The sequence below is a fragment of the Xenorhabdus indica genome (genome assembly GCF_014467235.1).
Classification (GTDB): domain Bacteria; phylum Pseudomonadota; class Gammaproteobacteria; order Enterobacterales; family Enterobacteriaceae; genus Xenorhabdus; species Xenorhabdus indica.
Window position 1 is genome coordinate 42,774 of sequence record NZ_NKHP01000019.1, and the last position, 13,113, is coordinate 55,886.

Here is a 13,113-nt window from a genome sequence, read left to right on the forward strand (position 1 = left end):
CCTACTGCTTGAGCTTAGGATCGAGCGCGTCACGCAACCCATCCCCCATCAGGTTAAATGCCAGTACCGTCAAAAGGATAGCTAACCCAGGGAAAGTCACGACCCACCACGCACTCTGGGCAAACTGCAAGACATCTGACAACATAGTTCCCCACTCTGGTGTTGGTGGCTGTGCCCCCATTCCCAGAAAACCCAGGGCAGCCATGTCGAGAATCGCATTCGAGAACCCTAATGAGGCCTGTACAATCAGGGGAGCAAGGCAGTTTGGCAAAATATTGATGAACATCTGACGCATTGCCCCCGCACCAGCAACCTGAGAAGCGGTCACATAGTCACGATTCACTTCAACTAATACTGCCGCCCTTGTCAGTCGAATATAATGAGGCAGTGCAACAAATGTCAGCGCCAGTGACGCATTGACAATAGATGGGCCGAAGATAGCCACCAATACCAATGCTAATAACAGGCTTGGCAAGGCCAGCATGATATCGACTATTCGCATAATGGCAGTATCAACAATTCCACCAAAATAGCCCGACAGCAATCCCAGAATAATCCCCATCACCAGCGACATTACAACAACCAAACAACCAACCAGTAAGGAGAGACGTGCTCCGTACATCAAGCGAGAAAGGATGTCGCGCCCAACATCGTCAGTACCGAGAATAAATTGCCAACTTCCCCCTTCCTGCCATACCGGCGGGTTCAACAGGGAATCACGGAACTGTTCCGCCGGTCCATGTGGTGCCAATACCCCTGCAAGCAACGCGATCAACAGCATCAAAACAATATAGACCAGACCAATGACGGCACCTTTGTTACGTTTAAAGTAATGCCAGAACTCCTGCATCGGCGTCATCAGCTTAGGTGCACTTGATGTTATTTGCTCAGTTGCTTGTGGCTCTGTTAGTTGAGTCATCATGCGCTCCTTATCTCTTGTGCCGAATACGTGGATTGACAATGCCATACAGCAGATCAACCACAAAATTGACCAGAATGATCATTGTTGCCACCAGCAATACGCCACCTTGCACCACTGGATAATCACGGCGCTGGAGAGCGTCGATCAACCAACGCCCTAATCCCGGCCATGAAAAAATGGTTTCAGTCAGAATAGCGCCCGCCAACATAATACCCACTTGCAGGCCAATCACGGTGACCACAGGCAGCAACGCATTACGCAATGCATGGACAATAATGACACGCATACGACTCAGGCCTTTTGCCCGTGCAGTACGGATATAGTCTTCACCCAATATTTCCAGCATGGAAGAACGAGTCATACGTACAATCACGGCTAATGGGATCGTACCCAATACAACAGCAGGCAGGATCATGTGCATCACAGCATCAATGAAGTCACCATCTTCCCCCCAAATCAGGGTATCAATCAGCATAAAGCCGGTCAGGGGATAGCTATCATCAAGAAATACACTGTCGCTTATTCGGCCGGAAACCGGGGTCAGGTTCCAGTGAACGGAAACCAGCATGATAAGCATAATGCCCCACCAGAAAATAGGCATTGAATAACCCGTCAGTGATAGGCCTACAGCGGTATGATCAAAGACAGAACCACGCTTGACCGCTGCCAGCACGCCAACAGGAATACCGACAGAGATGGCAAATAACATGGCACAAATGCCTAATTCCAATGTTGCTTTAAATCGGGGAACAAATTCATCCCACACCGGAATACGGCTTTTCAGGGAGATGCCTAAATCACCATGCAGTATGCCATTGACATAATGAAGATATTGCTCCCAAAGAGGTTTATCTAACCCCATTGCTGCCATCAGTTCAGCATGGCGCTCGGCAGAGACACCTCTTTCTCCCGCCATAATCAGTACCGGATCACCGGGGATCATATGCACAAAGGCGAAAGTCAGCAGGGTAATACCAATAAACGTCGGGATCACCAGCCCCAGACGCCGGAGGATAAATTGCAGCATATCCTGAATTCTCTTTTTAGTTATCAGTTACAGCTCTCAGGCTGTTTATGTCATACACAGACCTGCTTGCCCACCAGAGAAACGCAACCATCCCCCCGGAAATATTCGGGGGGATGGTCAATCACAACAAATTTCAATCAAAACAAATCAAGAACAGGATTATTCGAGATCTACATTGTAAAAGAGGTGCCTGCCGAGTGGATCGACCTCATAACCCTTCACTTCTTTACGAATAGGTTCGTAAACCGTAGAGTGGGCAATAATCAATGCAGGGACTTGCTCATGCATTACTACCTGAGCCTGCTTATAAAGCTCTGTGCGTTTGACAATATCAGCCGTTGTACGTGCTGGCTGAATAATGTCCTCAAACTGTTGGTCGCACCATTTTGAATAATTGGAACCTCGTTCTTTGGCTGCGCAACTAAACAGAGTTCCAAAGAAGTTATCAGGATCACCGTTATCCCCCGTCCATCCCATCATGACGTTTTGAGGTTCGCCATCTTTGGCTCGTTTCAGGTATTCGCCCCATTCATAACTGACAATCTTGGCTTTTACACCAATTTTAGCCCAGTCAGCCTGAATCATTTCCGCCATACGGCGGGCATTCGGGTTATAAGGACGCTGTACCGGCATTGCCCAAAGATCAGTTTCAAAACCATTCGGGAAACCCGCTTCTTTCAGCAGTTCTTTAGCCTTCACCGAATCATAGGAGTAATCTTTGATGTCATCGTTATAGCCCCACATCGTAGGAGGGATCAGGTTTTTCGCTTTCTGACCGGCGCCTTGATACACAGCCGCGATGATGGCATCTTTGTTCACCGCCATCGTCAACGCTTGACGAACTTTGAGGTTGTCCATTGGCTTCTTGGAGACGTTATAAGAGAGATAACCCACATTCAGCCCTGCTTGTTCTTTCAGTACAATATCCTTATTCTGCTTCATACTCGCAATATCAGCCGGGTTCGGGTATGGCATGACCTGACATTCATTTTTCTGCAATTTTGCATAACGTACAGAAGCATCAGGGGTAATGGAGAAGACCAACCGATCAATTTTCGCCGGCCCTTGCCAATAATCTTTGAACGCTTTATAGAGAATGCGGGAGTCTTTCTGGTATTGCACTAACTGGAACGGCCCTGTACCCACCGGATTCAGATCCACTTTTTCCGGCGTACCAGCCTTCATCATGGCATCAGCATATTCTTTGGAGAGAATTGAGGCAAAATCCATAGCTATATTAGCCAGAAAAGGCGCTTCAGGACGGGACAGCACAAAGCGGACAGTATAGTCATCCACTTTCTCTATTTTGCTGATGATATTCCCCATATCCATGCCGATAAAGTATTCATAGCTGCCACCGGATACTTTATGGTACGGGTGATTTTTATCCTTTTGGCGCATAAAGGTAAAGATAACGTCATCGGCGTTGAAATCACGTGTGGATTTGAAATTTTTACTGCTCTGCCATTTTACGCCCTTGCGCAAATAGAATGTGTAGGTTTTGCCATCGTCACTGATTTCCCACCGTTCAGACAAACTTGGAATAATCTCTGTTGTACCTGATTTGAAGTCCACCAGACGATTATAAATTTGTCTGGCAGTTGCATCAAAAGTTGTACCAGAAGTGAATAACTGCGGGTTAAAGCCTTCAGGTGAACCTTCAGAGCAATAAACCAGTGTTTTTGCCTGCACACTGGCTGCTACAGCCAATGAAACAAGACCAATACCCAATTTCAATAAACCGGGCTTTTTCTTTTTGGAGATAATCATTACTTAAACTCCGTTTGTGATGTTTATTGTGCCTTAGCCAAGTCCAGAGTTTCCTGCCTGAATATCACTGCCCCGGCTTGTGTTATTTTTGTCGCTTATCAATTAATCAATTGTTATTCCTGACGTCAATATAATCACCATGCCACATGCAACAACAAAAAAACATAAAAGAAAAAAAACGCTAACAACTCTGGTTAAAAAACATGACACCAGACACAGATATAGATAAAAAAACTGGAAATATCCCTTATTGAAAGAATTAATTTCTATAAATTATAATTTTAAATTTGTGACCGGATACTTAAATAATGAACAGAAAAAATTATCAGAAGGGTGACGTGGAACAAGGTGCCGAATCGAATCAAGAGAAATAAATGTTTTAAATTTATTCAATTCAGATGAAATTAATAACATCATCAATTAAATTAGTCATTTAATATGAAAATTCTATTTATGAAAACGATGGAATTTCATGGTGCTATTTTGCCCAAATTGGGCATAGTTCATACTGGGTGGCTAAGTAAATTAGTGGCTAAGTAAAAGTAAAAAGGCATGACTATTCAAGTAAATATGCACGAGGCAAAAACACATTTGAGCCTGTTTAAAAGTAAGAATGCGGTTTATTTTTCATTTGTTACATATGAAAAAACCCCGCTCAAAGAGCGGGGTTTCAGAATGCTGGTCGGCGAGAGAGGATTCGAACCTCCGACCCACTGGTCCCAAACCAGTTGCGCTACCAAGCTGCGCTACTCGCCGAAAACGAAGCGCATCTTACTGCCGACATCACGGATCGTCAATATCTTTTTAAAGATAAGTGGTTATTTGATGATATTCCGTCCAAAGTTTACACATTGTAATATCTTCAGATAGCAAAAAGCCCCGCTATGATCCGCGAGGCTCTGTCTTAATAGTAATTAGCTTTAAAGGTACTTACACTAACTCAATAAAACTTATCAGCAATTACTGGAGCAGTGAAATATCCGCTACCCGCAGGAACAACTCGCGCAGTTCACTCAATAGCGTCAGGCGATTTGCTCTTACTTGCAGATCTTCATCCATCACCATTACATTATCGAAGAATGCATCCACAGCTTCACGCAAAGAAGCCAGTTCAACCAGCGCATCCTGATAGTTACCTTCTGCAAACAGAGGTACCAGCTTCTCTTTCAATACAACAAGGTGAGTCGCCAGTTGGATCTCTTCCGCTGCTTTCAACACTGAAGCCTGAACAGTGTCATTCAGCTTCTCTTCTGATTTTGCCAGAATGTTGGAAACACGCTTATTCGCTGCCGCCAGAGAAACTGCTTCATCTAATGTACGGAAATGCGTGACCGCTTTCATACGGGCATCAAAGTCTGCCGGTTGAGTCGGACGACGTGCCAGTACGGCCTGGATAGTATCAACGCTGTAGCCCTGCTCCTGATACCAGGTGCGGAAACGACCGAGCATAAACTCAACCACATCATCGACAACGTTTTCATTGGTCAGTTTGTCACCATACAGACGCACAGCTTCCTCAGACAAAGTCTGGAGGTCGAGAGGCAGTTTTTTCTCAACAATAATACGCAGCACACCCAACGCGGCCCGACGCAGTGCAAAGGGGTCTTTATCCCCTTTAGGATGTTGACCGATGCCGAAAATTCCTGCCAGCGTATCCATCTTATCGGCGATCGCTATGGCACAGGAAACTCCGGTAGATGGCAGATCATCACCAGAAAAACGCGGCTGATACTGTTCATTCAGTGCCAGAGCCACATCTTCAGCTTCGCCATCATGACGAGCATAGTGCATTCCCATCACACCCTGCGTATCGGTGAACTCAAAAACCATGTTAGTCATTAAGTCACACTTAGACAGTAAACCTGCGCGGGTCGCATGAGTAACATCTGCCCCGATCTTTTCAGCAATCCAGCCAGCCAGAGCCTGAATACGGTCTGTTTTATCGCGCAGTGTACCCAGTTGTTTCTGGAACAGAACGGTCTCCAGACGTGGCAGGTTATCTTCCAGACGTTGTTTACGGTCAGTATTGAAGAAAAATTCAGCATCTGCCAGACGTGGACGCACTACTTTTTCGTTGCCTGTGATGATCTGCTGAGGATCAGAAGATTCAATATTGGTAACAAAAATAAAGTTCGCCATCAACTTGCCGGATTTATCGTAAACCGGAAAATATTTCTGGTCGCCTTTCATGGTATAAACCAGCGCTTCGGCAGGCACTTCAAGAAATTTTTCTTCAAATTTTGCTGTCAGAACAACAGGCCATTCCACTAATGAAGTGACTTCTTCCAGCAAACTGTCAGTCAAATCTGCCACACCACCAAGCTGTGTCGCTGCTTGTTCTGCATCACGCTTGATCAAAGCCTTACGCGTTTCATAATCCGCAATGACCCGACCACGCTCCTGCAAAATTGCCGGATACTGCTCTGCGTTATCAATGGAAAACTCCGCCTCTCCCATAAAACGGTGACCACGAATAATACGATCAGATTTGATACCCAGAATTTCGCCTTCAATCACTTCACTACCCAGAAGCATAGTGATGGTATGTACTGGACGGACAAATTGGGTTTCTTTATCTCCCCAGCGCATTAGTTTAGGGATCGGTAATTTACTCAACGCACTGCTTACCATATCCGCCAGCAATTCTTTCGCTTCATGGCCTTTAACCTGAGCACGATAAAGTAACCATTCACCTTTATCAGTTACCATACGCTCAGCCTGATCAACGGTAATACCGCAACCGCGTGCCCAACCTTCCGCTGCTTTGGTTGGTTTTCCTTCCGTATCAAACGCCTGAGCAATAGCAGGGCCACGTTTTTCTATTTCACGATCAGCCTGTGCCGCCGCCAGATTTGCCACTTTCAACGCCAGACGACGAGGAGCAGCAAACCAGCTAACTTCACCATGACCCAGATTGGCGTTTTGCAGTTCTACTTCAAAATTGGCCGCAAAGGATTCAGCCAATGAACGCAGTGCCTTTGGTGGCAACTCTTCGGTGCCGATTTCCACAAGGAAAGTCTGTTGAGTCATGATGGCCTCTTATTTTCTGTTACACATAGGGAAGCCAAGCGCCTCACGGGAGGCATAGTAAGCTTCAGCAACTGCTTTGGTCAGAGTACGGATGCGCAGAATATAACGCTGACGCTCAGTCACGGAAATCGCTTTACGGGCATCCAGCAAGTTGAAGGTGTGACCCGCTTTTAGAATGCGCTCATAAGCAGGAAGTGGCAGTGGAGTTTCCAACGCCAGTAATTCCTGCGCTTCTTTTTCGTATTGCTCAAAGCAGGTAAACAGGAAATCGACATCAGCGTGTTCAAAATTGTAAGTAGACTGCTCAACCTCGTTCTGGTGGTAAATGTCGCCATACGTGGTTTTACCCAACGGACCATCACTCCACACCAGATCGTACACACTGTCTACGCCCTGAATATACATTGCCAGACGTTCCAAACCATAAGTAATCTCGCCAGTGACTGGTTTACATTCAAGACCACCGACCTGTTGGAAGTAAGTGAACTGGGTCACTTCCATGCCGTTCAGCCAAACTTCCCATCCCAGTCCCCAAGCACCTAATGTCGGGTTTTCCCAGTTATCTTCAACAAAGCGGATATCATGAACGGTAGGATCAAGCCCTAACTCTTTCAGGGAACCCAGGTAAAGCTCCTGGATGTTATCTGGAGATGGCTTGATGATAACCTGAAACTGGTAGTAGTGCTGGAGCCGGTTTGGGTTTTCACCATAACGCCCATCAGTTGGACGACGGGATGGTTGCACATAAGCTGCGGCAATAGGCTCCGGCCCCAAAGCACGCAAGCAGGTTATAGGGTGAGAAGTTCCTGCGCCGACTTCCATATCCAATGGTTGGACAATGGTACAGCCTTGACGCGCCCAGTAATCCTGTAATGTCAGGATGATCCCCTGAAAGGTTTTGGTATCAAACTTTTGCATGTTGAATTCGCACGCGATACATATAAATTTAAACGAAAGCGTTCAGTATACCTTCTGACTGTAAGATATACAGCATTGATCACGCCCAATTTTGTCACAGTATAAAAAAATCTTACCCTTGCCACTTTATTTGTATATTTATACAGCTAAAATTAGCGTAATTATTCACCATTATCTGTGGAGACGTGCAATTCATGAATAAGGAAATAACTCGCTGTGGCTGGGTTACATCTGATCCTGATTATCTGGCTTATCACGACAATGAATGGGGTAAACCGCTAAAAGACAGCCTACAGCTTTTCGAATTGATTTGCCTTGAAGGGCAACAAGCAGGTTTATCGTGGCTCACCATTCTGAAAAAACGAGAGGGTTATCGAAAATGTTTCCATCAATTTGATCCTGTCAAAATTGCTGAAATGGATGAAGATGATGTCGAGAAACTGATGCAAGATCCTGCTATTGTCCGCAACCGCGCTAAAATCAATGCCATTATTCATAATGCTCGTGCGTACCTGAAAATGGCCGAACAGAAAGAAGATTTCTGTGAGTTTATCTGGCAATTTGTTGATAACGATCCGCAAGTTAACCACTGGAAAACACGGGCAGAAGTGCCTGTCAAAACCGACCATTCTGATGCACTCTCAAAAGCACTGAAAAAACGCGGATTTAAATTTATCGGCAGCACTACCTGTTATGCCTTTATGCAGGCTGCGGGTTTAGTCGATGATCACATCGCAAACTGTCTATGTCGGAAAATTAAAAATGTCGAAAAATTGAAAACCGAAAAACTGAAAATCAATGCATAAAAACAGGTGACAATGTAATAAGGTGCGGGGTATGGTGTCCTCTTATCCTACAAAAAAGACATAGCTGCTGTTATGAAATTCTCTCAATTCGGAAACAAGTTCACGCAAGATTCAGGAATTACTCTCCTGATGAATGATCTCAACAAAGGTTTGAGAACACCCGGCGCGATTATGCTAGGTGGTGGTAATCCTGCTCATATTCCTGAAATGGATGACTATTTCCAACAACTATTGACAGATCTAGCGTTAAACGGTCAATTGACCGAAACACTGTGCAACTATGATGGGCCACAGGGAAAAAACACCTTAATCGCAGCATTGGCTCAAGAATTACAAGAAAAACTTGGTTGGGAAATCCACCCACAAAATATTGCCCTGACTAATGGCAGCCAAAGCGCCTTCTTCTACCTGTTCAATTTATTAGCGGGACGTGCTGAAGATGGTTCAATGAAACGGGTTCTGTTTCCTCTTGCACCCGAATATATTGGCTATTCTGATTCTGGCCTGGATGAAGGTTTATTTGTTGCCAATAAACCCAATATTGAATTACTACCCAATGGCCAATTTAAATATCGGGTTGATTTTGATCATCTGAATATTTCTGAAGATATCAACTTGATCTGTGTTTCCCGTCCAACTAATCCAACAGGTAATGTCATCACTGATGAAGAATTACTGCGCCTGGATGCGTTGGCACAGCAACACCAAATCCCTCTGCTGATCGATAATGCCTACGGTGTACCGTTCCCAGGTATTGTATTCAGTAATGCAACGCCTCTTTGGAATCCGAATATTATCTTATGCATGAGCCTATCCAAACTGGGGCTACCGGGTACTCGCTGTGGAATCATCATTGCTACTGAGAAAATTATCCATGCTGTCAGTAACATGAATGGCGTTATTAGTCTGGCACCAGGCGGGGTTGGCTCTGCTATTACGCTGGAAATGATCCGCCGTAATGATCTGTTCCGTTTATCCCAGAATGTTATTCAGCCATTTTATAAGAAACGGGTAGATCGCGTAATTGAGATCATCCGCCGTTATATGTCAGAAGAACACTGCCTTATTCATAAACCAGAAGGAGCAATATTCCTCTGGTTATGGTTTAAAAATCTGCCTATTACGACAGAAGTCCTTTATCAGCGATTAAAAAAACGAAAAGTGTTGATGGTGCCGGGACACTACTTTTTCCCTGGCTTGGAACACAACTGGCCTCACGCCCATCAATGTATGCGTATGAACTATGTACCTGATTTAGAGAAAATCGAAGAAGGTGTTCGAATTTTATCCGAAGAAATTGAAATCGCTCATAAAGAAACAGATCGCTAATCAAAATAATAAAAAAGCTCCCTCATTTAAGGTGAGGGAGTAAAATGATAACGAGGACTTTTTACCTGAGAACAGGACAGTAGTTATTAGAATCCCAAAAGAATTCTTCACACATAGCAGGAAAGGAAAACAATCCTTGTTTATACACTTTCCCTGAACTCGGCATATTTAACCAGAAAATAAAAAATCTAATGGCCTGAATAGATAAGATTTTTTAACTTTAAATTGCCTCTACTAGGTGAAATTAAGATGATTGCCACGTATTATGTGATCTAAAGCACATTTAATGAATGAAACACATATGCCTAATTATTTAACATTGTCTTTAATCCCTCACATCTCACAGAAAGTAGTCATCTACACCTAATGCCCAAACCTTATTTCCTCAAACTCAGTGACTAATTTAAGCAATGAAAAATATTCATTTGAGTAATTGCTTATAATGTTGATAGATTTACAAGTAATAATTTATATATGTTCTTACTTTTTATTAACTTTTTATTAAAAAAAATAAAAATATAAAAAAATTTAAAAATCTTCTGACGAAAAAAATTATTGCATTTAACAATAAGCGCTATAGCAAACTGAATATAACCTGACTATAGTAAATAATCATATAGAGTTATCTTTATGATTAGGAAAAGTAACGCTAAAGTAGATATAAGAACTTGGATATCGGCAAATTAACTCATTGGGTTCATGGAATAGAAATGATGAAAAACAGTAAACTGCTTCTATTATCCGCTACTATACTTGGATGGTCTCTGCTTACAGGCTGTTCCAGTATCATGACACATAGTGGCCCCAATCAAGGATATTATTCTGGGGCACAGGCTAATATTAACATGTTAAAAGATGATAAAACGGGATGGTTTCTGAAACCTTTGCTCGCAGTAGATCTACCCTTATCAGCCCTGTTAGATACTCTTTTGCTCCCTTATGATTATGCTTTCTCAAATCAGGATCAAACAAGAAAATCACCTAAGCTTCGTGTTGAAAAACTGGAAAAAAATTCAACTCATACACAACAGATATCAGATGAGCCCATAAATGGTGCGGACTGATTCTTCATTGCTCTATCAATCCCAACTCTACCAGTATCCATTGTGCTGAAAATCGTCTTCATATGTTTTTTCAGGCATCGTTACTGCACAAAGATGGTGCAGCGATGCCTGTCTCGACAATAAAGATCTGACGATAGCCATTAATGTCGCGCATAAAAGCAACATGTCGATCATCAGGTGAGATCACTATTGCATCTGCACATGGAGCAAGGTCAGTACGTGCCGTTAGCCGCTGAACTTCACCATTTTGGCTATCACAAAGCATGACACTGTTATCACAGACAAAAGCAATAAATCGGCCCCGGCTATCCCAGTTAAATGCAGATTGTATGTCATATGCATTATGCGTGACCTGTATTGGTTCTCCCCCTTTTGGGGATACATACCATAACTGGATAGTTCCCTTATCATCTTTCATCAGAAAACAAATTTTATTGCCATCTGGAGATGTTCTTAACCAATGACGGGGAGTACTGACCACTCCCGGCCAACGATTACGGTGGGTAAATGTTAAACGTTGCTGTTTCACTCCCGCAGGTGGTGCAGGTAAGGTCGTTTCCGTTCCGGTTAATGGCTGGTTACCTTCAACCGCATAATCTTCATCATGCTCAGGTAGGTCAACAAGGTAAATTTCAGGGATCTTTTCACCATTTTCAGCGCATGTATCACCAATAAAAGCCAGAGCCCAACGCTGCCATTGCCCATTCTTTTTAAGATAACCCTGCTGCCCAATCCACCCTTCTTCATATGCACGATTGATCTCATCACTACCAGGGTGTGGATATGCTGTAGTGCGGCTCACTACCACCGAAAAATAGCTTCCATCATATTCTCTTGGATGTTTTTTGGCTGATATCACCGCTCTTAGTGGAATAGCGACCGCTACATTGCGTAAATCAAGTGCAGGATCCAACTCATGCATAACATGGTCGTTATAGGTAAAGCTTAAACGGCTGCCATCAGGACTAAAAACATGCACGTGTGTACCACCACGCAAGGCTCCGGCTGTATAAGGTGAGGTAATGTCCAACGCATCAATATTAACAGTAACATTTGGCTGAATATCGGAAACAATGACACCACGGCGATGATGAAAATCGTATTGCCAGTGAGCATCGGGATTTTCCGGGCCATGAATAAACGCATAACGAGTAGGTTCCTGCGGACTAACTGTTACAACACCAACATGCGCACCGTCTTTTGCCTGATAAATAATCTCTGTTTGCCCATTAATTATATGAATTTTTTCTATCGTTAAGCCAGTAAAGTCTGCCCCGTTAGGACGTACATCATAGACTAACCACTGGCTATCAGGGGTCCAGATATTTATATTAGTTATCTGATGGCTACGGTTGTCGAATGTAATCTGACGTTCCTTAAAAATCATTTTCCTACCTTAATAATTGAGGTTTCGGATAATAAAAACTAATGCTATTAAAATTTAACTAAAAAATTTCAATCGAGACGTTATTATTTCAGCATTATTCTTTACTTCACGTTATATTCCATTTAATTAAAATTTATGCTACTCAGTGTCCTTTATATCATTGGTATCACGGCTGAAGCCATGACAGGTGCCTTAGCCGCAGGTCGTCGAAAAATGGATGTGTTCGGCGTAATTATTATTGCTTCTGTAACAGCCATTGGTGGTGGTTCCGTTCGTGATATTATTCTGGGCCACTATCCGCTTGGTTGGGTTAAAAACCCAGAATACATTGTGACTGTTGCCTGCGCCGCAGTAGTCACCATTTGGGTTGCCCCAATGATGAAACACCTTCGACGTTTATTTCTTATTCTTGATGCGATTGGTTTAATTGTTTTTTCAATTATTGGCGCACAAATCGCATTGGATATGCACTACAGCCCAATCATTGCCGCCATTGCCGCTGTTATTACCGGTGTTTTTGGTGGAGTACTGCGCGATATGTTTTGTAACACCATTCCATTAGTGTTCCAGAAAGAGATCTACGCTGGTGTCTCTTTTGCGGCTGCTTGGTTATATATCGCGTTACTACAGACGCCACTGCATCCAAACAGCGTAATTATCATCACCCTTATCACAGGCCTAACCGCCCGTTTGATTGCTATTCGCTATCGTCTTGGATTACCTATCTTCAATTATGATGGTGCTGACCATTGATATTAATCTGGGCGTTTGGAGCAAGTGCTTGCTCCTTCGCTCTTGCATGTTTACCTGTCTACCGATTTCTTTTCTGCATTTTCCCGTTCTACATTTCCCAACTTCCC

General features: G+C 43.6%; 10 protein-coding genes and 1 tRNA gene. 4 read left to right on the plus strand and 7 right to left on the minus strand.

Annotated features, from left to right (window positions below):
* Window position 1 precedes the first annotated feature (1 nt).
* The 6 genes from dppC to glyQ all read right to left on the minus strand — a co-directional run bounded on the left by dppC (window position 2) and on the right by glyQ (window position 7,667).
* Complete coding sequence (gene dppC / locus Xind_RS14350; protein ID WP_187650335.1) at window positions 2-919, minus strand: dipeptide ABC transporter permease DppC; 918 nt, start codon at window positions 917-919, stop codon at window positions 2-4.
* 10 nt (window positions 920-929) lie between these two features.
* Entirely contained in the window at window positions 930-1,949 is a 1,020-nt protein-coding gene (gene dppB / locus Xind_RS14355) for a dipeptide ABC transporter permease DppB (RefSeq protein ID WP_047685842.1), read from the minus strand.
* A gap of 159 nt (window positions 1,950-2,108) precedes the next feature.
* Window positions 2,109-3,719: a dipeptide ABC transporter periplasmic-binding protein DppA gene (dppA, locus tag Xind_RS14360; RefSeq protein ID WP_187650324.1), complete on the minus strand. Its 1,611-nt coding sequence runs from the start codon at window positions 3,717-3,719 to the stop codon at window positions 2,109-2,111.
* A gap of 679 nt (window positions 3,720-4,398) precedes the next feature.
* Window positions 4,399-4,475: transfer RNA gene (locus Xind_RS14365), tRNA-Pro, on the minus strand.
* Window positions 4,476-4,679: 204 nt separating this feature from the next.
* Window positions 4,680-6,749, minus strand: coding sequence for a glycine--tRNA ligase subunit beta (glyS, locus tag Xind_RS14370; protein ID WP_187650325.1), 2,070 nt, complete (start codon window positions 6,747-6,749; stop codon window positions 4,680-4,682).
* Between the two features lie 9 nt (window positions 6,750-6,758).
* Window positions 6,759-7,667 (minus strand): glycine--tRNA ligase subunit alpha, encoded by a 909-nt coding sequence (gene glyQ, locus Xind_RS14375; protein WP_038259344.1) that lies wholly within the window; start codon window positions 7,665-7,667, stop codon window positions 6,759-6,761.
* Window positions 7,668-7,861: 194 nt separating this feature from the next.
* On the opposite strand from glyQ, the gene Xind_RS14380 reads away from it, so the two are divergent.
* The 3 genes from Xind_RS14380 (at window position 7,862) to Xind_RS14390 (ending at window position 10,866) form a co-directional block, all read left to right on the plus strand.
* Entirely contained in the window at window positions 7,862-8,473 is a 612-nt protein-coding gene (locus Xind_RS14380) for a DNA-3-methyladenine glycosylase I (protein WP_047683441.1), read from the plus strand.
* A 72-nt stretch (window positions 8,474-8,545) separates the two neighbouring features.
* Window positions 8,546-9,802, plus strand: coding sequence for a valine--pyruvate transaminase (locus Xind_RS14385; protein WP_047683443.1), 1,257 nt, complete (start codon window positions 8,546-8,548; stop codon window positions 9,800-9,802).
* A gap of 713 nt (window positions 9,803-10,515) precedes the next feature.
* Window positions 10,516-10,866 (plus strand): YceK/YidQ family lipoprotein, encoded by a 351-nt coding sequence (locus tag Xind_RS14390; RefSeq protein WP_187650336.1) that lies wholly within the window; start codon window positions 10,516-10,518, stop codon window positions 10,864-10,866.
* A gap of 70 nt (window positions 10,867-10,936) precedes the next feature.
* Here Xind_RS14390 and Xind_RS14395 read toward each other — a convergent pair whose 3' ends face one another.
* Window positions 10,937-12,253, minus strand: coding sequence for a YidR family protein (locus tag Xind_RS14395; protein WP_047683445.1), 1,317 nt, complete (start codon window positions 12,251-12,253; stop codon window positions 10,937-10,939).
* A gap of 135 nt (window positions 12,254-12,388) precedes the next feature.
* Between Xind_RS14395 and Xind_RS14400 the strand changes: the two genes are divergently transcribed.
* Complete coding sequence (locus Xind_RS14400) at window positions 12,389-13,006, plus strand: trimeric intracellular cation channel family protein (RefSeq protein ID WP_047683448.1); 618 nt, start codon at window positions 12,389-12,391, stop codon at window positions 13,004-13,006.
* The last annotated feature ends 107 nt before the right edge of the window (window positions 13,007-13,113 follow it).

Excerpts from the sequence above, each read along its gene's own strand:
- Xind_RS14380 (WP_047683441.1), top strand. The coding sequence starts at position 7,862 with ATGAATAAGGAAATAACTCGCTGTGGCTGGGTTACATCTGATCCTGAT.
- dppC (WP_187650335.1), bottom strand. The coding sequence starts at position 919 with ATGACTCAACTAACAGAGCCACAAGCAACTGAGCAAATAACATCAAGT.
- dppA (WP_187650324.1), bottom strand. The coding sequence starts at position 3,719 with ATGATTATCTCCAAAAAGAAAAAGCCCGGTTTATTGAAATTGGGTATT.
- Xind_RS14385 (WP_047683443.1), top strand. The coding sequence starts at position 8,546 with ATGAAATTCTCTCAATTCGGAAACAAGTTCACGCAAGATTCAGGAATT.
- glyS (WP_187650325.1), bottom strand. The coding sequence starts at position 6,749 with ATGACTCAACAGACTTTCCTTGTGGAAATCGGCACCGAAGAGTTGCCA.
- Xind_RS14400 (WP_047683448.1), top strand. The coding sequence starts at position 12,389 with ATGCTACTCAGTGTCCTTTATATCATTGGTATCACGGCTGAAGCCATG.
- glyQ (WP_038259344.1), bottom strand. The coding sequence starts at position 7,667 with ATGCAAAAGTTTGATACCAAAACCTTTCAGGGGATCATCCTGACATTA.
- dppB (WP_047685842.1), bottom strand. The coding sequence starts at position 1,949 with ATGCTGCAATTTATCCTCCGGCGTCTGGGGCTGGTGATCCCGACGTTT.
- Xind_RS14395 (WP_047683445.1), bottom strand. The coding sequence starts at position 12,253 with ATGATTTTTAAGGAACGTCAGATTACATTCGACAACCGTAGCCATCAG.
- Xind_RS14390 (WP_187650336.1), top strand. The coding sequence starts at position 10,516 with ATGAAAAACAGTAAACTGCTTCTATTATCCGCTACTATACTTGGATGG.